The following is a 24459-nucleotide window of genomic DNA, read 5'->3' as shown; positions in this document are numbered from 1 at the left end:
AGAGACAAAGCTCATGGTCCGTCTGAAACAGATCCTTTTCGCTGGCACCGAGCGGGCCAACGACCCGTCGCCCTTCATCATCGCGGAGATGTCCGGCAATCATAACGCCTCGCTCGACAAGGCGCTGGCAATCGTCGATGCCGCCGCGGCATCCGGCGCCGATGCGTTGAAGCTGCAGACCTACACGCCCGACACGATGACGCTCGACGTCAAGGAGGGCGAGTTCGTCATCACCAATCCGTCCTCGCTGTGGGCCGGCCGCGACCTCTACAATCTCTACAAGGAGGCGCATACGCCCTGGGAATGGCACAAGCCGATCTTCGACCGCGCCAAAAGCCACGGCATGCTGGCCTTCAGCTCGGCCTTCGACGATACCTCGGTCGAATTCCTCGAGACGCTCGACGTGCCGGCCTACAAGGTGGCCTCGTTCGAGTGCGTCGACATTCCGCTGATCCGCAAGGTCGCCTCGACCGGCAAGCCGATGATCATCTCGACCGGCATGGCCACCATCGCCGAGATCGACGACGCGGTGACGGCGGCGCGCGAGGCCGGCTGCAAGCACCTAGTCCTGCTCAAATGTACCAGCTCCTATCCGGCCTCGCCTGAGAACTCGAACCTGCTGACCATCCCGCATCTGGCGAAGCTGTTCGACTGCGAGGCGGGTCTCTCCGACCACACCCTCGGCATCGGCGCGGCGGTCGCCGCGACGGCGCTGGGCGCCGGCGTGATCGAGAAGCACTTCATCATGGCGCGCTCCGAAGGCGGCGTCGATTCGGCCTTCTCGCTCGAGCCGCACGAGTTCAAGAGCCTGGTCGACGAGGTGAAGACGGCGCAGGCGGCGCTGGGCTCGATCTTCTACGGGGCGACGGAGTCCGAGCAGAAGGGACGCACCCGCAGGCGCTCCCTCTACGTGACCAGGGACATAGAGGCGGGCGGCGAGATGACGGCCGACAACATCCGCAGCATCAGGCCGGGTCTCGGCCTGCCGCCGAAATTCTATGATGCGCTGATCGGCCGGCGTGTCAGCAAGGCGGTCAAGAAGGGCACGCCGGTGAGCTGGGATCTTCTGGGGTAAGCGCCCGTTCCAGGCCGATGGACCGCAGGCCACTGCCGCTCGTTAGCCGGCTGCCTGCGGTCGGGCGGACTCCGGCGTCGTCTCGGTTGACGACCGCGCATCCACCAGGCCCCCCGAGCGGAGACGCAAAAAAAAAGGGCCGCCCGTCGACCGGGCGGCCTTTCTTTGTTTCGACGGCGTGTGGGATCAGAAGCCGGCTTCGGCCAGCAGTCGGCGCAGGCCGTCGGCGTCGAGCACGTCGTGGTTGGTGTCGCTGGAATAGGAGAAGCGGTCCGGCACCCGGGTCGCGCCCATCGTCTCGGTGAGCGATTTGCGGGCAAAGTCGTCGAAGGCCGGCTCGATCGCGTAGCGGCTGCCCAGATCGACGGTGATGTAGGCGTCATCGACCGAGATCATCACCTCGTGCAGCTTTTCGCCAGGGCGGATGCCGACGTTGTAGGTCTTGCAGTTCGGAGCGAGCACTTGTGCGAGCAACATGATGTTCACGCTCGGGATCTTGGGCACGAAGACCTCGCCGCCCTGCATGATCGGGAAGCTGGACAGCACGAAATCGACGCCCTGCTCGAGCGTGATCCAGAAGCGGGTCATGCGCTCGTCGGTGATCGGAATGTCGGCGTTCTGCTTGGCGAGCGCGGCGAAGAACGGCACCACGGACCCGCGCGAGCCGATGACGTTGCCGTAGCGGACCACCGAAAAACGGGTCCTGCGGTTGCGGCCGACGAGATTGTTGGCGGCCACGAACGACTTGTCCGACGCGAGCTTGGTCGCGCCGTAGAGATTGATCGGATTGCAGGCCTTGTCGGTGGAGAGGGCGACGACTTTTTCCACATCGTTGTCGAGCGCGGCGGCGATCACGTTCTCGGCGCCCATGATGTTGGTCTTGATGCACTCCATCGGGTTGTATTCGGCCGCCGGAACCTGCTTAAGGGCGGCCGCGTGAACGACGAAATCCATGCCGCGCATGGCCATCCGCAGGCGGTCCTGGTCGCGCACGTCGCCGATGAAGAAACGCAGCGCATGCAGCTTCTCCTTCGGGAACTTCTGCCGCAGGGCCTGCTGCATTTCGTATTGCTTGAGCTCGTCACGCGAGTAGACGACGATCCGGTCCGGCGTGCTGGTCGTCAGCACCCGTTCGATGAAGGCTTTGCCGAACGAGCCGGTGCCGCCGGTGACGAGAATGTTCCGGTTGTTCAGGTCGATAAGCTGCATTATCTTTCCCATCTTTTTGGCAGCCTCTGCACTCAGAAGCATCGACTGCCCGGGTTATGGACATGGGTCGCGGGTGCCCCAACCCCGACGTGATCAACGGGGGACGTTCAACAGCGGCTCGCTGCCAAAGTCAATATGCGGCATAGCCGAAGATAAAGATTTGTATCGACAATCCGGTTTTCGTTCAGTTGCGTCGTTAGGGCACGAGAAACCCTTGACCTTCCGAAATGCTGTGGCAATAGTCCGGCCGGTTTTCTTGCGTTGTGTCATATTTCTGACGAAACGCGTGGTTCAAAAGCGAATCGCATTGGCGCTGCACCCGGCGTTGCCAGATCATCGTAGAGTTTGTCCCAAACAAGGCGGAGCCCGACGGAATGATACCCTATGGCCGGCAATCGATCAGCGAAGACGACATCAAAGCGGTCGTCGACGTCCTGCGCGGCGACTATCTGACCACCGGACCGGCAGTAGGGGCCTTCGAGGCGGCACTTGCTGAAAGTGTAGGCGCAAGACACGCCATTGCCTGTTCCAACGGCACGGCGGCGCTGCATCTGGCCAGTCTGGCCATCGGGCTCGAGCCCGGCGATCAGGTGATCGTCCCGTCGATATCCTTCGTGGCGACGGCCAACGGGCCGCGGCTCGTCGGTGCCGAAATCGTCTTTGCCGACGTCGACCCGGACAGCGCGCTGCTGACCCCCGCGGCGCTCGAGGACGCCATCTCCCGGGCCGATCCGCAGCGGCTGAAAGCCGTCTTTGTCGTCCACATGGGCGGCAACCCGGCCCCCATGGCGGAAATTTCCGCGATCGCGCGGGCCCGCGGGCTTAAGGTGATCGAGGACGCCTGCCATGCGCTCGGCACCGAGGCGGAGGACGGGCGCCCCTGGCGCGTCGGCGACTGCGCCTTCTCCGACTGCGCGGTGTTCTCGTTCCATCCGGTCAAGACGATCACCACCGGGGAGGGCGGTGCGATCACCACGAACGACGACGGACTGGCACGCCGCATGCGGCTCGAGCGCAACCACGGACTGGAGCGCGAGCGCGAGGGTTTCGGCAACGAAGCGCTGGCTTTCGACACCGACGGCGCCACAAACCCGTGGTACTACGAACTGACGAGGCTCGGGCTGAACTATCGCCTCACCGATTTCCAGGCGGCGCTCGGGACGACGCAGTTGTCGCGGCTGCCGGACTTCCTGCGGCGCCGGCGCGCGCTGACGGCGCGCTACCGCGAGGCGTTCGCCCGGCTGAACGACGATTCGCTGAGCCTGGTGCCGGCCCCGGCCAGCAGCGATCCGGCACTGCACCTGATGGTGGCGCTGGTGGACTTCGATAGGCTGGGCATAAGCCGGGCGAAGTTCATGAACAGGCTGCGCGACAAGGGCGTGGGCACGCAGGTACACTACATCCCCATCCACCGGCAGCCTTATTATGTGAAGGCATCGCCTACGCCCGAACTGCCCGGCGCAGACCGCTATTACGCGCGCTGCCTGTCCCTGCCGCTTTATCCGGACATGACCGAGGCGGACGTGGACAAGGTGGTGGAAGCGGTGCGGGCCGTGGCGCAGGGCTGACGGCCGCGCCCATCCAAGCGGCTCGGCGACGTTCGTGTTTGCCGCCGGCGCGTCGGCGGCGATTTCGAAGCCGTCGCACAGCCGATTGTCGAGAATTCTGTCCTGATTCCCGGTTCTCCGTCGTTTTTCCAATCGAGGCAGAGCGCTTCCTGCTCTCATTATCGATGATCTTGCAGGTGCCGGATTGCAGTCCGCCCGCCAAGGCGTCTAGAGTGAGGTTCGGGACAAGGAGCGGCCTGCGTGCTGAACAGGGCGGAGCTTGGCAAGGAAGCGGACGTCGTGCGGGCGCTCGAGGAGGACATCATCTTCGGGCGGCTGGCGCCGGGCACCCGCCTGGTGGAGGACGTGCTTCTGGCGCGCTTCCCGGTTTCTCGCCACGCCATCCGCCAGGCGCTCTACCAGCTTGAGCGGCTGGGCATCGTTACGCGCGAGCGCAACAAGGGAGCGACGGTGCGGCGGCTGGCGCCCGACGAGGTGCTCCAGATCTATGCCGTGCGCGAGATGCTGCAGCGCCAGGCGGCCCTGATGATCCCGCTGCCGGCGCCGGCCTCGCTGATCGACGAGCTGACGGAGCTGGACCGGGTTCACGGCGAACATGTCGAAAACGGCAGCCTGCGCGGCATCCACGAGGCCAACGACCGTTTCCACCTCGCTTTGTTCTCCGCCTGCGGCAACAAGTACCTGGTCGAATCGATCGAGCACTACATGGAGCTCAGCCTTCCGGTTCGGGCCAAGTCCCTCGCCGACCGGGAGCAGCTGGAAATATCGCGCCGGCATCACCGCATGATGATCGAGGCGCTGGCGGGCAGGGACAGCTGGGTGCTGGCGCAACTCTGCGTCGACCACCTGCAGCCGAGCAAGCAGCTCTATCTGGAAGGCATCGGCAGGGCCGGCGAGACGTAGCCGGCATTCGGGATCGATGGCCGGCGGTCTGCAATCAAGGGAGACAGGAATGGGCAAGCGGATCATGTTCACGGGCGGCAGCGGCAAGGCCGGCCGGCATGTGGTGAACTATCTGGTCGAGCGCGGCCACCAGGTGCTTAATCTCGATGCGAAGCCGCTGGACCATCCGGATGTGCGGACCCTGATCACCGACATCACCGACAGCGGCCAGGTCTTCAACGCGCTGTCGAGCTATATGGGCAGGCACGAGTTCGATCCGTCGCTGCGGCCGCAGCCGGTCGATGCCGTCGTCCATTTCGCCGCCATTCCGCGCATCATGATCACGCCCGACAACGAGGTTTTCCGCATCAACGCGCTCGGCACCTACAACGTCGTCGAGGCGGCGGTGAAGCTCGGCATCCGCAAGATCGTCATCGCCTCCAGCGAGACGACCTACGGCCTGGTCTTCGCCAACGAGCCGCGCGATCCCAGCTATTTTCCGCTCGACGAGGACTACGACGTCGATCCCATGGACAGCTACGCGCTCTCCAAGATCGTCAACGAGCAGACGGCGCGGGCGTTCGCGGCGCGCAGCGGCTTCGACATCTATGCGCTGCGCATCGGCAACGTCATCGAGCCGCACGAATACGAGCTGTTCCCGAAGTGGTTCGCCGACCCGGGGTTCCGCAAGCGCATCGCCTGGAGCTACATCGACGCGCGTGATCTCGGCCAGATCGTCGACCTGGCGGTGGCGAAGGACGGCCTCGGCTACCAGGTGTTCAATGCCGCCAATGACGACTGCTCGTCCGACCTGCCGACCAGGGAACTGCTCGCCCGCTTCTATCCCGGCGTGCCGCTGAAGCGCGAGCTGGGTGAATACGAGACGCTGCTGTCGAACCGCAAGGCCAGGGAGGTGCTCGGCTTCCGCGAGGCGCACAACTGGCGCAAATATGTCCGGCCGGCCTGACCCGGCCTGCCATCGAGCGCATGACGGCGGGACGCCACCGAGGCGGCGCCGATTTCAGGAGGAAACGACATGAGCAGCGACACCGGCGAACGGATCGGCTTCATCGGCATCGGCCTGATGGGCCACGGTATCGCCAGGAACATCGTCGAGAAGGGCTATCCGGTGACCTTTCTCGGCCGCGCCAAGCGCGCGCCGGCCGACGACCTCGTGTCGCGCGGCGCAGTCGAGGTCCGCTCGGTGGAAGAGGTGGCGGCGGCCTCCACCGTAGTCTTCCTGTGCGTGACCGGCTCGCGCGAGGTCGAGGCGATCGTGCGCGGCCCCGGCGGCCTGAAGGGCGCTTTGAAGCCGGGGTCGGTCATCGTCGACTGCTCCACTTCCGATCCGACCTCGACGGCCGCGCTGGCGGCGGAACTGGCTCCGCTCGGCATCGAGCTTGCCGACGCGCCGCTCGGCGGCACGCCCAAGGAGGCCGCGGAAGGCAAGCTCAGCGCCATGGTCGGCGCCGGCGACGCGGTGTTCGCCAGGCTGCGTCCGGTGATCGAGACCTGGGCGGCCAAGGTGGTGCATATCGGCGTCACCGGCGACGGCCACCGCATGAAGCTGCTCAACAACTTCCTGTCGCTCGGCTATGCGGCAATCTATTCGGAGGCGCTGGTGCTGGCGCAGAAGGTGGGCATTTCGCCGGCGCGCTTCGACGCGGTGATCCGCGGCGGCCGCATGGATTGCGGCTTCTACCAGACCTTCATGCGCTGGACCCTCGAAGGCGACCGCGACGCACACAAGTTCACCATCGCCAACGCCTTCAAGGATCTGAAATATCTGGAATCGATGGCGGACGCCGCCGGGCTGATCAACCCGCTCGGCAACGCCGCGAAGAACGCCTTTGCCGTGGCCGTCGCCGCAGGCGCCGCCGACGAGTTCGTGCCGATGCTGCCGACCCATGTCGGCCGCCTCAACGGCGTCGACCTGGCACCGCCTTCCAGCGAAGGCCCATAAGCCGATCGATCCCGGGCGGGCTGCTTGGGATCGTCATCGAGTGCGGGCGCGGGTTTCGCCGCCTGCATCGTCAGTCGTTCAGGCGGCGCCCCGGTGACTTCATCACCGGAGGCGCCTTTGCTTGGTCGCGAGTAGCCTTGGACGACGGTCCACCGGCCACAGCCAGCTGCCGCCGGAGAGCACCGCGTGCCTGACGCTCCCCCTTGTCGAGGGAGTGCCGGGCTCGGGGAGGGGAGGAAACGACGGCCGAGGACGGCCGCCGATCGGGTTACTTCCGTTCCATCAGGAACCAGGTCGCGTCGTCGCGCGGGAAAACCGGATCCCGCCGGTAAACGAAGCCGTAGTCCGCCAGGCGGAAGTTGGGGTGCCTGTCCATGAATTCGCCGGCGAAATCGCGCTTGAACAGGCGCTGGTCGTGCCCGCGATAGTCGATCGTGACCGGCACCGGGTTATAGTATTCCGAGATCAGCACATATTTCCTGCCGATCGCCGCCATCTTGTCGTAGACTTCCGGAAGCCGCTCAGGGTTGATGTGGATCAGCACGCCCTTGGTGAAGACCAGGTCGACATCGCCGACGCTCGCCGGATCGATCTCGAGAATGGACCCGTTGATGACGCCGGGAAAATCCTTCACGGCGTTGGCATGGGCGGTCTTGTTGATTTCCACGCCGCTGATCGTGCTTCCCGGCTTCAACAGTTTGAGCGCGCGAAGATTCTGGCCGATATTGCATCCGAGCTCGAATATCGATGAAACATCGTATGCCTTTGACAGGATACGCGAGAACATCGCCAGTGTCGCGCTGATGTCGTAGCGGTTACGGTTGACATACTCGTCACCGAACTCGCCGGCCCAAAACTGTTCCTGTTCCGTCGCGAATTGTGTCACTGGGAAATCCTCAAGCGTTGATGATAGGACTTTTTTGCGTCAGCAAGGGTATCTATCGCTAACGGGCGACGCCCGGCAGCCACATAACCCAAGATCAGAGGTTTGTCATCCTCAAGTTCGGCGTAGACGAGATTTCCTCGTTGTTGGCCGAAAGGCGGTGAAAGTTCAATAACAGCTCGGCCTCTGCCCAATCCTCCAGAGTATCGATGTCACGAGCCCGGTTCTGCGGAATCATAATCGGCACGGAGCGATGCCCATACATCAATCCGTCATCCATGAAGGGCGCGCGAGCACCCCAATAAAACTGGCCAACGTCATAGAAGCATTCTTCGAGGTCCTGTGATCGTGTAAACCGATGCTCGGGATTGAGCATTTCCACTCCGCCTGCGGCGCTCCGGCGGAGCGCACGCTGGATGGGCGATGGAAAGTGCGTGGCGGCGAAGGCGAAATCCGTTTCCGGCCGCGACAGCGCGTCGAAACCGGCCCGTAAATCGTCGACGGCCAGGAAGGCGGCCGTCGCGAGAATACAACAAGCGAAAGCGACCGGTCTGTCATAATGCTCTTCCGCGGCGGCGATCGCATGCTTGATCACGGGACGCAGCGGTGTGTGATCATCGCTCAGACTGGCCGGCCGCACGAACGGACGGAGCGCTCCGGCTTCTGCCGCAACGGCTGCGATCTCGTCGTCGTCCGTCGATACGACGACGTGGTCGAACAGGCCGCTCTTCAACGCTGCGGCCACCGGCCAATGGATCATTGGCCGGCCGCCGAAAGGCCGAATGTTCTTGCGCGGAATCCGCTTGCTGCCGCCGCGCGCGGGAATGATGGCCAGTATCTGTCCTTGTGGCACGCGACGGCTCGTCCCTGCTGTCAACGCACGAAGTCGTAGTGGATAAGCGACGAGGGATTGAGCACGTTGGCCTGGCCGTTGAAGTCGTATTCCATTCGCCTGACGCGGATCGAGCCCTCCTTCTCCAGGCCCTTTACGATGCGAAGCAGATTGGTGTTGTAGTTGAGCCGCCAGGACCACCAGGCGGCATTTTCGGCGACCGACTCGATGTTGCCGGCCAGCGCCTTCTCGCCGATGCTCTCGAAGAACGCATCGTCATGATTTTCGCGCTTGTTCAGCAGCTCCGGCTCCCGCTGCCAGCCAACGGGCTCGAAATGCACCACGGTGACCTCGTTGGCGATTTCCTTTAGCTGGCTGAAGAGAATCGGATTGATGGCGTCGACCTGCTCGATCGAGTGGGACGTGAACAGCAGGATATGGCCCTTCTGCCGCTTCAGGAAGGTCACGTCCGGGTCGCGGAAATCGAAGTTGAACGCGCGATAGGCCATGTTGGGTTCGGTGCCCGCGATGTACCGTGCGCAGATCTGGCCTTCCCGCGTGTATTCGCCGCCGTAGTAGATCAGCTTTTTCGATCTGGTGGCGCCATGCGCGATGAACAGCTGGAAGAGGTTCGACGACCAGCCGCTGCCAAGCTCCATGATACCGGTCGTGTCGCGCCGTATCAGCTGGGAGAGATAACGGATCTGGCTGATGTGACCCAGCGCATATTTTCCATTGCGGACGTCCGGATAATAGAAGCCGTCGCCCAGGTCCTTGCCCTCATTGCCGAGAATTTCGCCGCCGATGTTTTTGACGATGTCCTTGACGACGTAGTAGCGACCCGGATCCTTTCGCGAGATGTTCAGCTCCCGCAGCTCCACGAGCAGGGATGACAGGTGGTCGTTGGGACGGTCCTTCAAGAAGCGCTTGGCGACCGTGAGTACGCTCTTCCAGCCCTTCTCCTGGCTTGCCTTGCTCCGGGCAGTGCCTTTTGTTGCGACTTTTTCCGCGAGGGCGTCTTCTTTTTCAACCACGGATGCTTGCGACATCATATGCTCCTGACAGACAGATCATGAATTGCGGATGCCGGCAGTGCGCCGGTTGGCGAAGATCAAATTCGGGGTTCGTCGAGGATGCCGATCGCGCGCTTGGCCAGGATCGACGCCTGCGCATCGCCATGCTTCACGTACGACTGCATATCCTCGTCTATCCAATAGGGTGGATAGACGACTTTGTTCGTCATCGGCCGGGCATGATAGCGGTAGTCGAGAATGAATCCCGACATGCTCATATAGTGCAGCCAGATCGCCGCCCGCGCCCGCATGTCGGGCGCGGCTTTCGCGCGTGACTTGAACCGGAGCATGTTTTCGTATTGCCGGCGGCCTGTCGGAACCAGATGGCCGAGCGGATAGTCGATCGGTCCGAAATGGCCGCAAAGGACGGTCGGTATCTCCAGCAGCGCCATTTCCACCGCAGCCGTTCCATTATAGAGCAGCCCGAGGTCGACAAACCGCTTGAGCGACTGGATGTCGAACCATCTGTGGCCCAGGATGATGACATTATCCGGGATGTCGACCTTGATGAGGTCGACGAAATACTCGTTGAGGTAGGTGCCGATCGACTCGTTCAGTTCGTGCGGGTGCGGCTTGATCAGAAGCAGGGTGTCGGTGTCGCGCACCGCCTCGATGCTGTGATTGAGCCAGTCCGAGAGATCCTTGTGGGCGGGACCGCCGTCGAAGGGCACGGCCGAATCGCACACCACCCGGCCCAACAGGCAAACGACCTTGCCGCCCTTGGCTCGCCACTCCATGATCCGCTTCTCGCAAGCCTCGACGGCCGGATCCGGATTCGATTGACCGGCCGTCGTCCGGCGAATGCTCGCCACGGCTTCAATCCGGGTAAGGACATCGGCGATGTTCTTCTTGTGGAGCTGGTAATAGCTTTCGAAGAACTCCGGTATGGGCATGCTCGATGCCCGCACATGCCGGTGTTTCGTCACGTTGCGAATAACGCAGCGCGTCGAGATCGATGTCTGGAAGTTCTTGAAGTAGTTCTCGTAGCCGTTCGCGGTATGCAGGCAGAAGAAGGTGTCCGGATCGCCGAATTCGTCGCAGTACGAACGAAACAGCGACTCCGGCAGCCGTGAATTGAAGAGCGTCATGAAGCCGCAGCGCAGGCCCATGGTCGAAAAATGCGCCCGCGCATAGGCCGCGGCCTTGGCGTAGCGTTGGGTCCACAGGCACAGGCCGTCCAGATAAGTCGAGAGTGACGGGCAGGTCAGGTCGATATTGAAGGCCCGGCGGCCAATTCGGGCATCCTCCATCATGGAGTGCGACAGATCGATGTTGCCCCAGCGCAGGATACCCTTCTGGGGTTCGGCCTTGAAACCCTCGAGAGCGGGAAGCTGCCACTCTGCCTCGGGCCTGAAACTGTTCTCCAGGGTAATGCAGCCGTGCAGCACGTCGATGCGCGGATTGCCGGTGAGCTCTCGCGGCAGCAGTCCCTCGACCAGCGGAATGACGGCCCAGCCCCGCCGCTTCAGCATCATCAGCACGACCAGCGGGTATTTCCGCAACTGGTCGATGTTGCGGGCGGCAAGCAGCATCACCCCGACAGGATTTCTGGGCTGCTTTTCCTTCAGGTAGAAATTCGACGTCTTGCGCAGGAAGTCGAGCTCGCCGTAACGGCGCACCAGGTTCCAATGGTTGAACGGGGTCAAGCTCGACGGTTTCGCCAGCATGTAGGCATGGACGCGCTTGATCAGGTGGAGCGCATCGGTAAAGCGGCTTTGCCGTTGCAGGATATTGACGAAATAGAGGGCTGCCGGCGACCCCTGCAGGGCCGGCTTGAGCTTCCGGAAGACCTTTTCGGCGTCCTCGAACTCGCGACACAGCATCGCCCATCGCAGGAATGCCTTGAGCTCGCCCTCGCTGGAAGGCAGGCCCTTGATCTCGCGGCGCAGCTTCAGCGTAACCGGCTTCCACACGTCGAGATTTTCCGACACCAGGGTAGGCAACGCCTGCCACCGGAACGGTTCGAAGCTCTGCCACCTTACGATCTCGAGCAGCTTCGTCTTCAGCTTCTCCGTTTCCGGCGCGCGTCGAAGCTTGATGCATAGCTCGAGGGCGAGGTTCAGCGTCTGGATGGCGAGTTTTCTGTGTTTGTCCTCGGGATAGTCCGCTTCTGCCGACGCAAGGACGCGATCGATCCCCTCCTGGACCTCGTCATAGCAGCGATGGGCGACCCCGTAGGCGTGATGGTAGGACAGCTGGCGCCGCGTGGCGTGGCGCAGCATCTCCTTGATCGTCTTCAGCTTGACGACGAGCGCCGGGCTGGCATTGAAATCGGCAAGGCAGGAATTCAGGTACCGCTCTTCGTCGCGGGCCTGGAGAAGCGGTTCCTTGAAGTTCAACGACGCGCTCTGGTTGTCCGTGCCTTCCCGCGCGAAACTGTCTTCAAGCGCGAGCGTCGCGTAGCTCGAGCCGCGCTCGTTATCCAGCCAGAGCATCTCCTCGCGGGCGATCAGGTCGACTACCCGCCAGGTGCCGCTCAGCGTGTCGAACTGGCGCTTGACGGCCTTGCTCTCCGCCGCCGAACGCGTGGGCTGCGCCGAAAGCGCCCGCAGCTTGTCGCTGAGCATGGCGCTGGCTGACGCGGGGTCGCCTGCCTTTGCCGTTGTCACGGCGTTCAGGTAGAGCAGGAACGTGCTGTTCGGCATCTTCTTGAGCGCGGCCGCCGAAGCGTCGCGCAGGCGAACCCGCCCGGCGTCGCTGACCAATTGCCGAGCAAGGAGGTCGCCTACGGTGACAGGCATGTTCTTGCCGATCACCTCATACCTGGCCGCCAGATAGAGCAACCGCGGGTAGTTCCGTTTCCTCAGCGGCAGTTCGATCAGATTGTTCAGGTGGGCAAGGCGCAAATCGGTGATGCGCTTGTCGCTTTCCGTTCCTTTCCAGGCACGCGAGACCAGCGAAAGCAGGCGGCGGTCGGCCTGCCTCTGTGCTGTGATCCAGGTGAGCAGTTGGCGCGCTTCCGCGTTGCGGCTGACCTTCAGCAGCAGTTCGACGCTCCATAGCAGAGCGGAATAGCCGAAGGTCGATTTGCTGGCCGCCACCGGCGGTTTGCCGGAAGCTGGACCCTGTGACGCGATATTGGACGATGAGATCGACACGTCGACAAGGGTCCCTTGAAGGTTGATGCCAGCGCGATGCGGATAGCGTGGACTGAGAAGCCTGTCCACCCTCCAGGACGGAATTTCATCAAAACATCATGTTGCTGGTGATAATTCTTCGCTCTGGTGCAAGGTGGGCATCCGGAAAAATGAGATGATCGGCCCGCGTAGCCCGTCTCCTGCGGCCGATTCTTGTCTTACGGGTATCCCTCTTTTGGGCGACATCATGGCGAGAGCTGCCTGCTACTTTGCAAAACGGTCCACTGCGGGCGTTTGTGTTGATATAGGGTCGTGTTGCAAGTCGCGCCGCCCGGCCGCATCGCGGCACGGTGCAAGCCGTTGCGGCGCGGCCGCTGGCGGCGCGCCGAATGCAAATGGCAACATGGTCGCCGAATTTTGGCGCAAACAGGGCGGTCGTTTTGCGCATGTCCGAAGCGGCAACCGCGGCTCGACACTAGCCCGGTCTGGCGGAGCGAGGGCAAGACAAAGACCGTCGCGCTCGGCCCGTCTGGCCTTGTCGGTTGCGGGGATTTCCTCAGATCAGAATTTGCATCGTTCGTAGGTGAAGGAGGCATCCGGAAAGAGCGTCTCGAAGCGCTCGAAATGATCGGCGTCGGTCATCCGGAACGAGGCGGAGATGCTGCTGAACATCACCGCGTCCGAGCAGCCGAGCAGCACGCTGATGTGGTCCTTTTCCTGCCTGATCTTCTCGACAGTGCAGGACTGCTCGGGCGTGGTTATGGTTTTTCCGGAAACGATGAGGCCGGTATCGATGGAGGAGTCGCGGTCGACGAACTCGACCTTGCCGCCGCTTTTCTTGAAGGCCTCGGAGCAGCTGGCGCCTTCCATCACCCAGGCGCCCTGCATCTGCTCCAGCGATGCCGCCGCGACCGTCGCCGAGAAGAAGAGGGCCGCGCCGGCGGCGGTCAATCCGCGAACAACATGACGGTTCATGAAACACCTCACCTGATACGAGCGTGCGTACTATTGCCGCTGCCGTGGGCAAAGTCACTCCCCGGAATTTCCGCGTGGGCTTCGTGTTTCCGCTTCCGCCGGTCGGGGCACGCGACTGCGGCACTGGAGTTCGTGCTGCTTGCACCGATGTTCCTGCTGCTGCAGCTCGGCAGGATCGCCCCCGGCGTCCCCTTCGGTGCCAGTCACGCGCTGCAGCAGATATCCGCCCGCCGCCAGCATGGCGTTTATCGGCATCGACAAGACGGAGCAAGGCCCTCGCCTGCGGCCGACCGCTCTGGAATTCTGCGCACTTCAGGAAAAGGAAAATGGTGCCCAGGGGCGGATTCGAACCACCGACACGCGGATTTTCAGTCCGCTGCTCTACCAACTGAGCTACCTGGGCTTTTCCTTTGAACGGCGGGCGCCGATCCGCGGGAGCGCCGGTGCGATCCGGCGAAAGCGGCTGGGTTATAGCATGGGATTTTCGGCTGTCCAGCACCGGCGGGAAGGAAAATGGACGTTCGCCGCGTCGCGGGCGGAGGCCGCTGTTCCGGCACCTCCCGAACCGGCGGACACTAGGCGTTGGCAGTCGCCACGGCCGTTCGCGCCGGCGGGGAGGACCGGCCTCAGCCCGGCTCGCCTCGCTGCGGGTCGTCCTCCTCTTCCTCCTCCTTCACCGGGATGGCGTAGGCGCCCGATAGCCAGCGGTTGAGGTCGATCGCCTTGCAGCGCGGCGAGCAGAACGGGTAGGTCTCGCGCGCCGAGGCCCGGCCGCATTCCGGGCATGGCCGCTTCGGCCTCAGGGGCTCGATCTTCGCGCTTTCGTTTTTCATCATACCCTGGCTGATCAGGCTCGAGCCGCTGGCCAGTTCACATAGGGCTTGTAGCCGTCGGCGGCCAGCAGCCCGAGCGTCTCGTAGAGCGGCAGGCCGACGACGTTGGTGTAGGAGCCGACCAGCTTGACGACGAAGCTGCCGGCCAGGCCCTGCACGGCGTAGGCCCCGGCCTTGCCACGCCATTCGCCGGAAGCAAGGTAGCCTTCCAGCTCCTCGCGCGAGAAACGCTTGAAGCGCACCCTCGTTTCCACCAGCCGCTGCCGGACCTTGCCGGCCGGCGTGATCAGGCAGACGCCGGAATAGACGCGGTGCGCCCGCCCCGACAGCAGCTTCAGGCAGTTGGCGGCTTCCTCGGTCAGTTCGGCCTTGGGCAGGATGCGGCGGCCGACCGCCACCACCGTGTCGGCGGCGAGCACGAAGGCGTCGGCGAGATCGGCATCGCCCTTGAGCGCCTCCCATGCCCTTTCCGCCTTGGCGCGCGACAGCCGCTTGGCCAGCGAGCGGGGATGCTCGGCACGCTGCGGCGTCTCGTCGACATCGGCCGGAAACACGCGGTCGGGCTCTATGCCCGCCTGCTGCAGGAGCTCGATCCTGCGGGGCGAAGCGGATGCCAGAACAAGCTTCGGTAGGGTGCTCATGGGAAAAGCCGGAGCCGACCGGCGAAATTATTTGAAGCGGTAGGTGATGCGGCCCTTGGTGAGGTCGTAGGGGGTCATTTCGACCAAAACCTTGTCGCCGGTGAGAACGCGGATGCGGTTCTTGCGCATGCGGCCGGCGGTGTGGGCGATGATCTCGTGCTCGTTTTCGAGTTTCACCCGGAACATGGCATTCGGGAGCAGTTCCGTGACCACGCCCGGAAACTCGAGGACTTCTTCCTTCGGCATTCGTTACCTTTTTCTTGGATGGTGCTTCCGGAGGACTGGTCCGGAAAAATTGCGCGGAACCTATATGATTATCGGGCCTTTGTGAACACGCATATTCTTGGCCTTTCAGGCGCCGAACCGGGCGGCTATGCGGGCCTTCAGGCGGTCGCGCACGTCCCGGTAGGCGGACAGAATCTGGTCGCGCGTGCCGGTGGCGGTGGTCGGATCCGGTGTCGGCCAGTATTCGACCTCGACCGCGAGCGAGCGCGTCAGCTCGAGCGCGGCATGGTGCGCCTCCGGCGCCAGCGTGACGATCAGGTCGAAATAGTCGTCCTCGAGGTCGTCCAGCGTCTGGGCGCGCCGCTGCGGCGCTGCCAGCCCGTCTTCGCGAAGGACGGCGTCGACGAAGGGATCGGGCTCGCCGCGGCGCACGCCCGCCGATGCGACGTAGATGGTTTTGGGCAGCAGCCTGCGGGCGACCGCCTCGGCGATCGGCGAGCGCACCACGTTCATGCGGCACATGAACAGGATCGAGCGGGGCAGGGCGCTCACGTCGGGGCTAGCCGCGCCAGTGCAGAACGCAGATCAGCGTGAACAGCCGCCGCGCCGTATCGAAATCCACGTCGATCTTGCCGGACAGCCGGTCGCGCAGCGTCTGCGAGCCCTCGTTGTGCAGGCCGCGCCGGCCCATGTCGATCGCCTCGATCTGGCTGGGCGTGGCCGAGCGGATGGCCTCGTAATAGCTTTCGCAGATCAGGTAGTAGTCCTTGACGATGCGGCGGAACGGCGTGAGCGACAGGATGTGGGTGATGACCTCGGCGCCGTCCTGGCGGGCGACCGCGAGCACCAGCCGCGAATCGACCAGCGACAGCCTCAGCCGGTAGGGTCCGCAGCCGTCGTCGCTGACCGGCTGAAAGCTGTTCTCCTCGATCAGGTCGAAGATCGCGACGGCGCGCTCGTGCTCGATGTCGGGGGTCGAGCGGCCGATCGATTCGTCGAGCTCGACGTCGACCAGCCTGGAGGTCCTTGCGTCGCGCCCGCGCATGGTCATCCGTCGTTCAGGCGGATGGCGACGGAGCGTGCATGCGCGTCGAGCCCCTCGGCCTTGGCGAGCGCGATCGCGGCCGGCGCCAGCGCCCGGAGCTGCTCGGGACCGACCTTCAGGATCGAAGTCCGCTTCATGAAGTCGAGCACCGAGAGGCCCGACGAGAAGCGCGCCGAACGCGCCGTCGGCAGCACATGGTTGGAGCCGCCGACATAGTCGCCGATCACCTCGGGCGTATGGCGGCCGAGGAACACCGCGCCGGCATTGGTGAGCCGCTGCAGGAACTTCTCGGCCCCGTCGAAGGCAAGCTCGACATGCTCGGCGGCGATGCGGTCGGCAAGCGGCAGCGCCTCGTCCAGGGTCCCGACCAGGATGATCGCGCCGAAATCGCGCCAGCTCGCCGACGCCGTCTCGGCGCGCGGCAGAAGCCGGATCTGGCGCTCCACCGCCGCCTCGACGGCGTCGGCGAAGGCGGCGTCGTCGGTGATCAGGATCGACTGTGCGCCGCTGTCGTGCTCGGCCTGGGCGAGCAGGTCGGCGGCGATCCAGTCCGGATCATTGGCGCCGTCGGCGATCACCAGCACTTCCGAGGGGCCGGCGATCATGTCGATGCCGACGGTGCCGAACACCTGCCGCTTGGCCGCCGCCACATAGGCGTTGCCGGGGCCGACGATCTTCGCCACCGGGCGGATCGTCTCGGTGCCGTAGGCAAGTGCCGCGACCGCCTGCGCGCCGCCGACGCGATAGATCTCGTGCACGCCGACAAGATCGGCGGCGACCAGCACCAGCGGGTTGATCGTGCCGCCCGACGGCGGCACCACCATGACCAGCCTCGGCACGCCGGCGACGATCGCCGGCATCGCGTTCATCAGCACGGAACTCGGATAGGCGGCGGTGCCGCCGGGCACGTAGAGGCCGACCGCCTCGATCGCCGTCCAGCGCGAGCCGAGCTCGACACCCAGCGAATCGGTGTAGCGGTCGTCGGCCGGCCGCTGACGCTTGTGGTGGGCGAGAATGCGGTCGCGCGCGAAGGTCAGCGCCTCGACGGTAGCGGCATCGGCCTCCTGGTAGGCGCGTTCGATGTCGGCCCGTGTGACGGCCAGACCCGTCTTGCCGAGGTCGGCCCGGTCGAATTTTTGCGTGTAGTCGAGCAGCGCGGCGTCGCCGCGTTCCCGTACCGCTGCGATGATGTCGCGCACGATGGCGTCGACATCCGGCGAGACCTCGCGCTTGGTGGTCAGGAAGCGGGCGAAGCGCTCCTCGAAATCGGCTTCGGAGGTGCGGAGGGTCGTGGCCACGGCGAGGCTCTCATATCCGGTGTTTCGGTCGCGAGGACGCTTCCCACGCGCCGCCGAGATCGGCAAGCCGCGCCTCGATGCACTCGACCTCGAGGCGGATCGCGCCGCCGCCCGAGAACACCAGCTCGATGGTTCCGCCGGGCGCTTCGGCCGGATGGAAGCGCAGCGCCAGCAGCGCCAGCACGTCCTCCGGCTTGCCGCGCGCCACGCCGGACGCCTTGACCGCGCCGACCCGCTCGAAATGCAGCACGCTACTGCGCCGCTGCGGCCGGTCGGGGAACAGCCCCGCCTGCGTCTCCCAGGCGAAGCGGTGGATCGGCACCACGAAACGCCGGTCGCGCTGGTGGAACTTCAGGTCGCCGACCTTGGTCACCGCGTCCTGGACGTGCGCGGAGATGACGTTCAGGTCCTCTTCGTCGAGGGCGGCAAGCTTGAGCTGGTCCATGTCCGGCGCCCGGATTGCGAGTAAGCGTCGGCCTAACTATGCACTCTTGCCGACCCGCGCAACCATTGTGGCGGGGATCGCGGTGCGCTGCCTAGGACGACAGCCGCTCGATCACCGCGCCGCAGCCCGACAGCTTCTCCTCGAGCCGCTCGAAGCCGCGGTCGAGATGATAGACGCGGTTGACGATTGTCTCGCCTTCGGCGGCGAGGCCGGCGATCACCAGCGACACCGAGGCGCGCAGATCGGTCGCCATCACCGGCGCGCCCTTCAGCGTGTCGACGCCCTCGACGGTGGCGGTCTGGCCAGAGAGCGAGATTTTGGCGCCGAGGCGGGCCAGCTCCTGCACATGCATGAAGCGGTTCTCGAAGATGGTCTCGGTGATGCGCGACTTGCCCTTGGCCATGGTCATCAGGCCCATGAACTGCGCCTGCAGGTCGGTCGGGAAGCCCGGGAAGGGTTCGGTGGTGATGTCGACCGGCTGGATGCCGTGGCCGTTGCGCTTGACGCGGATGCCGGAATTGGTCGGCACGATCTCGGCGCCGGTCTCGGCGATGATGTCGAGCGCGCCCTGCAAGAGGTCGGGCCGGGCGTTTTCCAGAAGCACGTCGCCGCCGGCCATCGCCACCGCCATCGCATAGGTGCCGGTCTCGATGCGGTCGGGGATCACCTTCTGGCGGGCGCCCGACAGCATCTCGACGCCGTCGATATGGATCGTCGAGGTGCCGGCGCCGGTGATCTTCGCGCCCATGGCGTTGAGGCAGTCGGCGAGGTTGACGACCTCCGGCTCGCGCGCGGCGTTCTCCAGCACCGTCTCGCCGCGGGCGAGTGTGGCCGCCATCATCAGCACATGCGTGGCGCCGACGGACACCTTCGGGAACACGTAGCGGTTGCCTTTCAGCCGGTTCTTGGCCTTGGCGAGGACATAGCCGTTCTCGACCTCGATCTTGGCGCCGAGCGCCGCGAGGCCTTCGAGGAACAGGTCGACCGGCCGCGTGCCGATGGCGCAGCCGCCGGGCAGCGACACCTTCGCCTCGCCCATGCGCGCCACCAGCGGGCCGACCACCCAGAAGCTCGCCCGCATCTTCGACACCAGCTCGTAGGGCGCCGTGGTGTCGACGATGTTGCGGGCGGTGAAGTTGATGGTGCGCGAATAGCCTTCCTGCTGCTTCTCGCGGCGTCCGTTGACGGAATAGTCGACGCCGTGGTTGCCGAGGATGCGGATCAGCTGCTCGACATCCGCCAGATGGGGCACGTTCTCCAGCGTCAGCGTGTCGTCGGTGAGCAGCGAAGCGATCATCAGCGGCAGGGCCGCGTTCTTGGCGCCGGAGATCGGGATGCGCCCGTTGAGCTCGTTGCCCCCGACCAGTCTGATGCGGTCCATGAAGATCACTTTCCCGGCGAATCGGCCGGCATTTGGCGAGAATTGTACAAAGCGCAGGCTCTAGACGATAGAGCCGCACGGTTCAAGAAACGGCATGCCTGCCCCTGCGTCCGCCCGGCGCAGCATGATGCCGCCGGCCGATTTACGAATCCTTATCCCTCTTCGCGGGCGCGCCGGACGCCTCTCCCTTGCCGGCGTCGGCCGCGGACGACGTGTCGCCGGCGCGCCGCGAGCGCGCCTGCGCCTTGCGCTTGGCCAGATTGGCGCGCAGTTCCTCGGCCAGGCGCGCCGCCCGGTCCGGCTTGGCGGGAATGCTCCCGCTATTTCTGCTTGTCCCCATTTCCGTGCTCGCGATCAGCCCGTCCCGGCTGTAGCATGTCCGACGGCAGAAGGACCTGAAAAATGCGGCCCGGACATGACGCCGCCCGGGCGACAACATGGCATCGCAAGATGCCTTGCGCTTGCCGTTCCCATGTGGCAGAAGGCCCCGCATTCAACGGGCTGCCGTAGCTCAGTGGTAGAGCACTCCCTTGGTAAGGGAGAGGTCGAGAGTTCAATCCTCTCTGGCAGCACCATTCTTCCGGCCTGTAGCATCAATAACTTAGTGTTTTCCGTGGCTTCCGTCAATGCGGACTGCTATGGGATGGCGTTAGGAATGGCTAGCAGGCGATGGCGAATGCGTGGGCTCCACAAACGCAAAGGCTCGAACGTTTGGCAGGGTCGATTCCGAATCCCGACTGAGATTTGGCTACGCCGTGCCGAATTGCAGACGTTGGGCGTCAGTGACGTTGGGGGAAGCCAAGAGTTTTCCTTGTCGCTGGGGACGGTAGATCGGGACGACGCCGAAGCCGAATACAGTAGCCGGCTGACCGCTTGGCACGCCAGGATGGCTGCATGGGAGGGGCTGTTGAGGGCCGGCCCTGAAGCTTTGAGTGATCGCGACGCGCTAGCCGTGGCAACGCTGGAGGCCGCAAATCGCTTCGAGCGTCACAAGCACAATCCCAGTGACGCACCCGAGTTTGCCGGGCTCACGGTGCTGCCGCCCCATCTGCGTGGCCTTTCTCATGGGGAACTCACACAACTCGCAACCTTGCCTTCTGACGTGCGCCAAGCAGCGTTGGAGGAAGTAAGGAGGCTCGGAGAGGGTCTGCAAAGCCCCGAGGAAGCGGAGCGAGAACACTGGCGCAACCGGCTGGAAAAGGGCGAAGGCTTGCTCGGCCTCTTCCCCATCCTTAGGGCAAAGTTCTTCCTGAGCGGAGAGGCCACCCAAGGGGCCGTGACCGATGCCGCTTTGAAGCTTGCCGGGGTGGAGACGGTAGATTGGCACTCTCGGCATAAAGTCAACATAGCCGGGATGAGGGTTGAGGCCAAACTGGCCGAAGCGCTGGAGATATCGCGTGGCAGTCTTCAGGACCCTCCGCTGGTCGCAGAGGCAAAGGCGGCCGAAGCGGTGTTCGCGGCAAGGAGCACGCCGGTGTCGGTCGCCAAATCTGCCACTCTGTCGCTGTTCGATTTATTGGACCACAAGGCTAAGACGCGGACAATCAAGACCAAGACTATCAGCGATGACCGCTCGTATCTGCAAAAGTTTGCGAACTTCATCAGGCACAGCGATGCTCGCAAGGTGACGAAGGATGACGTTCGGCGCTGGCGCGACCACCTCATAGGGACCGGCCTGTCACCCAAGACCACCAACGACAAATATCTTTCTGCCCTGCGTTCGGTGCTGGGGCATGGCGTTAAGGAGTTCGACCTTCCCACCAACGTCGCCGCAGGCATCCGGGACAAACGCGAGCCGGACGCGCCGAAAGGGTCAAAGGGCTATAGCGAAGAGGATGCGCTTAAGATTCTCGCTGCAACCTTTGAGGGCACGAAGAAGGAAGGTCTCTCGCTTCCCCATAAACGGGCACTGTTCTGGGTGCCATGGGTGCTTGCCTATACGGGTCTTCGCGTCAGTGAGGTAACCCAATTCCGGGGCATCCATCTTCGAGAAGAGCGTGGCATTCCCTTTCTCCTCATCACCCCTGCGGATGGCAGTACCAAGAGCGGTAAGGCATGGACCGTTGGCATTCATGAGCACCTCATTGACCTCGGCTTTCTCCATATGATTCGGCGGATGGGCGAGGGCCCAGCCTTCTACAAGCCGTATCCAAAGGGAACCGACCTCTCCAAGCTTGGCGCCAAGCATCGTGCCAAAGAGGTGGGCACGCGGGTTGCTGACTGGATCACTGAGGAGCTTGGCATTCCGGCTCCGAATGGTCGTCCGAACCATGCCTGGAGGCACCTCTTCACCACGCGAAGCCGAGACCCCCGATGGAGACTTGATAAGGAGACCCGCGACTACATGATGGGGAGCGGCCCGGTAGATGCGCGGGAGGACTATGGGGACTGGACCCCTGCCGTAGTCAACGCAGAGATCAACAAGATGCCTCGCTTCGAGGTGAACGATACCGGCTGGCGACCGGAGTAAGGGGGAAGCGGATGAGCGGTCTATCGAAAGCAGCCCAATGGGCTCTGCCCGTTAGCATACTGGTGGCTACCGGCGTGTTTGCCACGATGTTTCGCTATGAGGTGCATGCCGATATGCCTAGCCGCCTTTTCTTCGTGCAGGATCGGTGGAACGCTTCCGTCAGCCTGTGCGGCGGCTCCAAGTGTCTTCCGTTCCTTGCGGGCGGCATGGAAGTTATCCGAAAGGCAGACGTTGCAGATGCGAAAGCGTCCGAGGAGCTTAACCGATTGCTCAAGCAATAAGAATGCAGGCTCTACTCTGCAGGTCCGATAACGATGGCCCATTCCGCACCGTTGTCGTGTTGACTGATATTCACGTTACCAACGGGGGGATTGAAGAACATGTGCCACGTCGCGGTGTCTGCTTTCATTTCGTAACCGTTGGCATTAAGAAATGCATAGATTTCATTGGCGAACGTCATCGATTCCGTATTGCCATTCATGCCCATGACGGAGACCGGTCGGTCCTTCGGTAGGTCCCGCAGCAAACCAGCCTTCATTTCGTCGCTCATCCGACGCTGAAGAGGCTTATGGAATTCATGGCCTATGCGATTAATGCCGCCCGAAATGTCCCCGGTGGTGATGTTGAAATCGCCGCCGCTCCCACCGCCGCCAACTGGTTGCTTCTTGCGAAATGGCCACAGCATCAACGCGCCCCCGCCCACCAAGAGAAGAAGGCCGACCCCAAAGGCGATGCGGGCGGGCGTCGGGGAGTAAGATCGGCGCATAAGCCATGATGGCCGTGCCACCAAGCCCCGCAAATAGGCCAGCCCAAGCTACAGCCCGCATCGATTCGTCCTACAACTTAACAATAGCACATCGCGTGTCAGCCTGCCGAGTGGCCCAGCCCAATGTGGTATTCGCGTCATGCGATGCCCGGCTTGTCGAGGCTCGCCATCCATCTAAGGAAAGCTCCACCCTGTGATACGACAAGTACTGCCAGATGGAATGGGGGCTCTATGGGTTCCTCCTCCTTCTGGCCGTGGCGATAAAAATGTGCCCCATCAACCCAGTCTGTCAAAGCTGCAATCATTTTGCTGGTAACATTCTTAGCCACTGCGTCTGCCCCAATTTGAGCAAGCGCGAAAGTTCGAAAACTCTCAATCTCTCTTGAAGCAAGCTTGTTCGGAGCCCCGGGAGCAACGAGCTTAAAGAGCGTCTCCAGGGCAAGAAACACCTCTCGTATCGCCGCTTTGCTTTTGCTGTTCGCGCCCCCTAGCAGTTCGACTGCATTTTCAAAGTGCTCCAAGACAGTCGCGTACCGGGCGGCGGACAATGCCGCAACTGTCGCTGCTGATGTGCGAGAAAACTCGGGATCGACAAACGGATGGACGCCGCCCTCAGCGTCAACTTTGTAGGTTAGATGTTCTTCGTTTAGAATTCGGTTTACCTCACGAATAAAATAAACATTGGCATTGCCGACAAGATTTCTGCTAACAATTGTTATTGCATCCAAGACATCATGGATCGTGCAATTGGCAAAAAACCGCTCCAAGTTGCTGACATTTTCTCCCAACTCTCTCGTTAAAGCTCTCTCCAGAGCTTCGTAAGTGCCTCGTGGAGTCTGATCGCCGAAGGCCACGTGGCTAACGAGTGCCGATATTCTCCTGCGAGCTTTCTTGCCGTCAGGTTGCCTTTCGCCCTTCTCCACATAATTAAGGGTGAACCTCTTTCCCAAGGGTTTTGCCGGGTCCTTCACAGACTGTACTCCAAAAAGACTCAGATGCTTCCCTAGTACAACGATTGCCCCCCAGTTTCAGCAGGCTGTTTTCGTCGGCCACAGGCGGGTTGTTATATTGCCTTCCTCACCACCTGTATCTCCCTCCCAGTCACCGCAAGGCTCGCCTTCCTCATTGCTTCTCTCACCTCCTCCTCCCGTGAAGCCGGCACCTGCATGCCATCGTGCTGGGGCAGAGCGGGGATGCGCTGTCGCATGAGGTCGAGGAGCACGGCCACCATGATGCGGCTTTCAAGGGCCATGAGGTCCAGCGCGAAGTCCGTTCCGAAGAGCGGCACCAAAGCGGGGTGCTTCGTGGCGACGGCATCGCGAAGACGCCTTGCGGTCCACCCCGGAGGCAACTTCTCTTTCACCTCAGGCGATAGCCTTTGCATCTCCGCCTTGGTCGACAGGAGCGCCGAAAGCCCCGCCTTTGCGCCGGCTCTATGCTCCTCCAGACCCGGAATGGCATAGAGGTCGCCTTGCGGGGGCTCAAGGCCCAGGTGAAGATAGGCCAGCCGGGGGAACATGCTGGCAAAGTCCAGGTCAACGATGGGCTCACCATTGATGCGGAGGCCGCCCCGTTCTTCCTTCGGCAGATTGACCCAGAAGGCGCCATAAAGCCGCCCATGTAGGTTGAACCGTGGCGGGGCATTGTGAGACCGCAGGAGAAAGCGCCTGGACAGCGTGACGTTAGCCTGCCTGTGAACCGGCGTGCAAAGTTGACCCCCTAGGCGGGGTTATCGGCGTCCAAAATTGACCCCCCTCATTGGTTCGTTCTGCGACCATCCGTTCGGTTTTTCGAGCGGATGGAGAGGGGATGAAGTCG

25 protein-coding genes and 2 tRNA genes are annotated in these 24459 nt (G+C 63.2%); 8 read left to right on the top strand and 19 right to left on the bottom strand.

All coding sequences use genetic code 11. The features are described from left to right. Positions 1-13: 13 nt before the first annotated feature. Positions 14-1075 carry a pseudaminic acid synthase gene (pseI, locus tag C7I84_RS27140; RefSeq protein WP_106775341.1) on the top strand — a complete coding sequence of 354 codons (1062 nt, stop codon included), beginning with the start codon at positions 14-16 and terminating at the stop codon, positions 1073-1075. A gap of 186 nt (positions 1076-1261) precedes the next feature. Here pseI and pseB read toward each other — a convergent pair whose 3' ends face one another. Beyond that, complete coding sequence (gene pseB, locus C7I84_RS27135; protein WP_207771080.1) at positions 1262-2284, bottom strand: UDP-N-acetylglucosamine 4,6-dehydratase (inverting); 1023 nt, start codon at positions 2282-2284, stop codon at positions 1262-1264. 374 nt (positions 2285-2658) lie between these two features. Between pseB and pseC the strand changes: the two genes are divergently transcribed. The 4 genes from pseC (at position 2659) to C7I84_RS27115 (ending at position 6697) form a co-directional block, all read left to right on the top strand. After that, the gene (gene pseC / locus C7I84_RS27130; protein WP_106775339.1) at positions 2659-3852 is read left to right on the top strand and encodes a UDP-4-amino-4,6-dideoxy-N-acetyl-beta-L-altrosamine transaminase; all 1194 of its coding nucleotides are present in this window, start codon (positions 2659-2661) and stop codon (positions 3850-3852) included. 240 nt (positions 3853-4092) lie between these two features. Next, positions 4093-4755, top strand: a complete 663-nt coding sequence (locus C7I84_RS27125) for a GntR family transcriptional regulator (protein ID WP_106775338.1) — start codon at positions 4093-4095, stop codon at positions 4753-4755. A gap of 49 nt (positions 4756-4804) precedes the next feature. Next, a complete protein-coding gene (locus C7I84_RS27120; protein ID WP_106775337.1) occupies positions 4805-5701 on the top strand; it encodes an NAD-dependent epimerase/dehydratase family protein in 897 nt (298 codons plus the stop codon). A 69-nt stretch (positions 5702-5770) separates the two neighbouring features. Then, positions 5771-6697 (top strand): NAD(P)-dependent oxidoreductase, encoded by a 927-nt coding sequence (locus C7I84_RS27115; RefSeq protein ID WP_106775336.1) that lies wholly within the window; start codon positions 5771-5773, stop codon positions 6695-6697. 268 nt (positions 6698-6965) lie between these two features. On the opposite strand, the gene C7I84_RS27110 is transcribed toward C7I84_RS27115, so the two are convergent. The 15 genes from C7I84_RS27110 to C7I84_RS27040 form a co-directional block, all read right to left on the bottom strand. Then, the gene (locus C7I84_RS27110) at positions 6966-7583 is read right to left on the bottom strand and encodes a pseudaminic acid biosynthesis-associated methylase (protein ID WP_106775335.1); all 618 of its coding nucleotides are present in this window, start codon (positions 7581-7583) and stop codon (positions 6966-6968) included. Positions 7584-7677: 94 nt separating this feature from the next. Then, entirely contained in the window at positions 7678-8433 is a 756-nt protein-coding gene (gene pseF, locus C7I84_RS27105; RefSeq protein WP_245428631.1) for a pseudaminic acid cytidylyltransferase, read from the bottom strand. A gap of 20 nt (positions 8434-8453) precedes the next feature. Continuing rightward, positions 8454-9461 carry a hypothetical protein gene (locus C7I84_RS27100; protein ID WP_133170172.1) on the bottom strand — a complete coding sequence of 336 codons (1008 nt, stop codon included), beginning with the start codon at positions 9459-9461 and terminating at the stop codon, positions 8454-8456. Between the two features lie 62 nt (positions 9462-9523). Continuing rightward, complete coding sequence (locus C7I84_RS27095) at positions 9524-12652, bottom strand: hypothetical protein (RefSeq protein WP_133170171.1); 3129 nt, start codon at positions 12650-12652, stop codon at positions 9524-9526. A 471-nt stretch (positions 12653-13123) separates the two neighbouring features. Next, positions 13124-13537 carry a hypothetical protein gene (locus C7I84_RS27090; protein ID WP_133170170.1) on the bottom strand — a complete coding sequence of 138 codons (414 nt, stop codon included), beginning with the start codon at positions 13535-13537 and terminating at the stop codon, positions 13124-13126. A gap of 327 nt (positions 13538-13864) precedes the next feature. After that, positions 13865-13940, bottom strand: a tRNA-Phe gene (locus C7I84_RS27085). A gap of 223 nt (positions 13941-14163) precedes the next feature. Beyond that, positions 14164-14370 carry a DNA gyrase inhibitor YacG gene (gene yacG / locus C7I84_RS27080; RefSeq protein ID WP_106775353.1) on the bottom strand — a complete coding sequence of 69 codons (207 nt, stop codon included), beginning with the start codon at positions 14368-14370 and terminating at the stop codon, positions 14164-14166. Positions 14371-14384: 14 nt separating this feature from the next. After that, entirely contained in the window at positions 14385-15011 is a 627-nt protein-coding gene (locus tag C7I84_RS27075; protein WP_106775331.1) for a Maf-like protein, read from the bottom strand. 27 nt (positions 15012-15038) lie between these two features. Further along, positions 15039-15257 carry a translation initiation factor IF-1 gene (gene infA / locus C7I84_RS27070; RefSeq protein WP_006200926.1) on the bottom strand — a complete coding sequence of 73 codons (219 nt, stop codon included), beginning with the start codon at positions 15255-15257 and terminating at the stop codon, positions 15039-15041. 105 nt (positions 15258-15362) lie between these two features. Continuing rightward, complete coding sequence (locus C7I84_RS27065) at positions 15363-15758, bottom strand: arsenate-mycothiol transferase ArsC (RefSeq protein ID WP_106775352.1); 396 nt, start codon at positions 15756-15758, stop codon at positions 15363-15365. Between the two features lie 37 nt (positions 15759-15795). Continuing rightward, complete coding sequence (locus tag C7I84_RS27060) at positions 15796-16281, bottom strand: UPF0262 family protein (protein WP_106775351.1); 486 nt, start codon at positions 16279-16281, stop codon at positions 15796-15798. Between the two features lie 2 nt (positions 16282-16283). Next, the gene (gene hisD, locus C7I84_RS27055; RefSeq protein ID WP_106775330.1) at positions 16284-17579 is read right to left on the bottom strand and encodes a histidinol dehydrogenase; all 1296 of its coding nucleotides are present in this window, start codon (positions 17577-17579) and stop codon (positions 16284-16286) included. Between the two features lie 10 nt (positions 17580-17589). Then, positions 17590-18024 (bottom strand): DUF2948 family protein, encoded by a 435-nt coding sequence (locus tag C7I84_RS27050; protein ID WP_106775329.1) that lies wholly within the window; start codon positions 18022-18024, stop codon positions 17590-17592. A gap of 91 nt (positions 18025-18115) precedes the next feature. After that, the gene (gene murA, locus C7I84_RS27045) at positions 18116-19405 is read right to left on the bottom strand and encodes a UDP-N-acetylglucosamine 1-carboxyvinyltransferase (protein ID WP_106775328.1); all 1290 of its coding nucleotides are present in this window, start codon (positions 19403-19405) and stop codon (positions 18116-18118) included. Between the two features lie 142 nt (positions 19406-19547). Continuing rightward, complete coding sequence (locus C7I84_RS27040; RefSeq protein WP_106775327.1) at positions 19548-19745, bottom strand: hypothetical protein; 198 nt, start codon at positions 19743-19745, stop codon at positions 19548-19550. Positions 19746-19905: 160 nt separating this feature from the next. Between C7I84_RS27040 and C7I84_RS27035 the strand changes: the two genes are divergently transcribed. The 3 genes from C7I84_RS27035 (at position 19906) to C7I84_RS27025 (ending at position 22156) form a co-directional block, all read left to right on the top strand. Continuing rightward, positions 19906-19980, top strand: a tRNA-Thr gene (locus C7I84_RS27035). Positions 19981-20216: 236 nt separating this feature from the next. Beyond that, complete coding sequence (locus C7I84_RS27030) at positions 20217-21875, top strand: tyrosine-type recombinase/integrase (RefSeq protein ID WP_245428630.1); 1659 nt, start codon at positions 20217-20219, stop codon at positions 21873-21875. A gap of 11 nt (positions 21876-21886) precedes the next feature. Next, complete coding sequence (locus tag C7I84_RS27025) at positions 21887-22156, top strand: hypothetical protein (protein ID WP_106775326.1); 270 nt, start codon at positions 21887-21889, stop codon at positions 22154-22156. An 11-nt stretch (positions 22157-22167) separates the two neighbouring features. Here the strand turns inward: C7I84_RS27025 and C7I84_RS27020 are convergent, their stop codons facing one another. The 3 genes from C7I84_RS27020 to C7I84_RS27015 all read right to left on the bottom strand — a co-directional run bounded on the left by C7I84_RS27020 (position 22168) and on the right by C7I84_RS27015 (position 24160). After that, a complete protein-coding gene (locus C7I84_RS27020; protein WP_133170169.1) occupies positions 22168-22560 on the bottom strand; it encodes a hypothetical protein in 393 nt (130 codons plus the stop codon). A gap of 218 nt (positions 22561-22778) precedes the next feature. Next, positions 22779-23612, bottom strand: coding sequence for a hypothetical protein (locus C7I84_RS29845; RefSeq protein WP_133170168.1), 834 nt, complete (start codon positions 23610-23612; stop codon positions 22779-22781). Positions 23613-23704: 92 nt separating this feature from the next. Further along, a complete protein-coding gene (locus C7I84_RS27015) occupies positions 23705-24160 on the bottom strand; it encodes a hypothetical protein (protein ID WP_133170167.1) in 456 nt (151 codons plus the stop codon). Between the last annotated feature and the right edge of the window lie 299 nt (positions 24161-24459).

It is taken from the genome of Kumtagia ephedrae (assembly GCF_003012745.1).
Classification (GTDB): Bacteria; Pseudomonadota; Alphaproteobacteria; order Rhizobiales; family Rhizobiaceae; genus Kumtagia; species Kumtagia ephedrae.
Note: the sequence above shows the minus strand (reverse complement) of the source record. Positions and strands in the feature narration are given on the sequence as shown.

Coding starts and splice junctions, on each gene's coding strand:
- C7I84_RS27075 (WP_106775331.1), bottom strand. CDS start 15,011: ATGAGCACCCTACCGAAGCTTGTTCTGGCATCCGCTTCGCCCCGCAGG.
- murA (WP_106775328.1), bottom strand. CDS start 19,405: ATGGACCGCATCAGACTGGTCGGGGGCAACGAGCTCAACGGGCGCATC.
- C7I84_RS27020 (WP_133170169.1), bottom strand. CDS start 22,560: ATGCTGTGGCCATTTCGCAAGAAGCAACCAGTTGGCGGCGGTGGGAGC.
- pseB (WP_207771080.1), bottom strand. CDS start 2,284: ATGCAGCTTATCGACCTGAACAACCGGAACATTCTCGTCACCGGCGGC.
- pseI (WP_106775341.1), top strand. CDS start 14: ATGGTCCGTCTGAAACAGATCCTTTTCGCTGGCACCGAGCGGGCCAAC.
- C7I84_RS27100 (WP_133170172.1), bottom strand. CDS start 9,461: ATGTCGCAAGCATCCGTGGTTGAAAAAGAAGACGCCCTCGCGGAAAAA.
- C7I84_RS27050 (WP_106775329.1), bottom strand. CDS start 18,024: ATGGACCAGCTCAAGCTTGCCGCCCTCGACGAAGAGGACCTGAACGTC.
- C7I84_RS27090 (WP_133170170.1), bottom strand. CDS start 13,537: ATGAACCGTCATGTTGTTCGCGGATTGACCGCCGCCGGCGCGGCCCTC.
- C7I84_RS27025 (WP_106775326.1), top strand. CDS start 21,887: ATGAGCGGTCTATCGAAAGCAGCCCAATGGGCTCTGCCCGTTAGCATA.
- pseC (WP_106775339.1), top strand. CDS start 2,659: ATGATACCCTATGGCCGGCAATCGATCAGCGAAGACGACATCAAAGCG.
- C7I84_RS27115 (WP_106775336.1), top strand. CDS start 5,771: ATGAGCAGCGACACCGGCGAACGGATCGGCTTCATCGGCATCGGCCTG.
- C7I84_RS27040 (WP_106775327.1), bottom strand. CDS start 19,745: ATGGGGACAAGCAGAAATAGCGGGAGCATTCCCGCCAAGCCGGACCGG.
- C7I84_RS27120 (WP_106775337.1), top strand. CDS start 4,805: ATGGGCAAGCGGATCATGTTCACGGGCGGCAGCGGCAAGGCCGGCCGG.
- infA (WP_006200926.1), bottom strand. CDS start 15,257: ATGCCGAAGGAAGAAGTCCTCGAGTTTCCGGGCGTGGTCACGGAACTG.
- C7I84_RS27060 (WP_106775351.1), bottom strand. CDS start 16,281: ATGCGCGGGCGCGACGCAAGGACCTCCAGGCTGGTCGACGTCGAGCTC.
- yacG (WP_106775353.1), bottom strand. CDS start 14,370: ATGAAAAACGAAAGCGCGAAGATCGAGCCCCTGAGGCCGAAGCGGCCA.
- C7I84_RS27015 (WP_133170167.1), bottom strand. CDS start 24,160: ATGTTCCCCCGGCTGGCCTATCTTCACCTGGGCCTTGAGCCCCCGCAA.
- C7I84_RS27065 (WP_106775352.1), bottom strand. CDS start 15,758: ATGTGCCGCATGAACGTGGTGCGCTCGCCGATCGCCGAGGCGGTCGCC.